This is a genomic window from Flagellimonas alvinocaridis (genome assembly GCF_004916895.1).
Lineage (GTDB): Bacteria > Bacteroidota > Bacteroidia > Flavobacteriales > Flavobacteriaceae > Flagellimonas > Flagellimonas alvinocaridis.
Genome location: NZ_SNTZ01000049.1, coordinates 1 through 764, shown reverse-complemented (window position 1 = coordinate 764; position 764 = coordinate 1). Strand labels below are relative to the sequence as shown.

Annotated in this window: 1 protein-coding gene; it reads left to right on the top strand. The window is 42.4% G+C overall.

Annotated elements, in window-relative coordinates; genetic code table 11:
- On the top strand, positions 1-764 hold a 764-nt coding region (locus EZV76_RS17850; protein WP_500683425.1), incomplete at both ends, for an ATP synthase beta subunit C-terminal domain-containing protein.

Here is a 764-nt window from a genome sequence, read left to right as displayed (position 1 = left end):
AATATTGCCAAAGCTCATGGAGGTGTATCCGTATTTGGCGGAGTGGGAGAGCGTACTCGTGCAGGAAACGATCTTTACATGGAAMTGAAAGAATCTGGGGTAATTAATGAAGAAAATATTGCAGAATCAAAMGTTGCTCTAGTTTATGGTCAGAKGAATGAACCGCCGGGAGCTCGTATGAGAGTTGGTTTGACTGCCTTMACTATGGCGGAATATTTCCGAGATGTTAATGAACAAGACGTACTTCTATTTATCGACAATATCTTCCGTTTTGTCCAAGCGGGATCCGAAGTATCYGCTTTATTGGGTAGAATGCCTTCCGCTGTGGGCTATCAACCCACTCTTAGTACTGAAATGGGTTCGTTACAAGAAAKAATTACTTCKACTAAAGARGGGTCCRTAACTTCTATTCAAGCAKKTTATGTACCKGCAGACGATTTGACCGACCCGGCYCCTGCGACGACRTTTGCCCATTTAGATGCKACTACCGTACTATCAAGAGGATTGGCTTCCAAAGGTATCTATCCAGCAGTAGATCCTTTAGATTCAACGTCAACTATGCTTCMACCYMGGATCGTTGGTGAGGAACATTATGAAAYTGCGCAAAGAGTTAAGGAAACTYTACAACGTTACAAAGAACTTCAGGACATTATAGCTATCCTTGGATTGGACGAATTAYCTGAAGAGGATCGTTTACAACGTTACAAAGAACTTCAGGACATTATAGCTATCCTTGGATTGGACGAATTATCTGAAGAGGATCG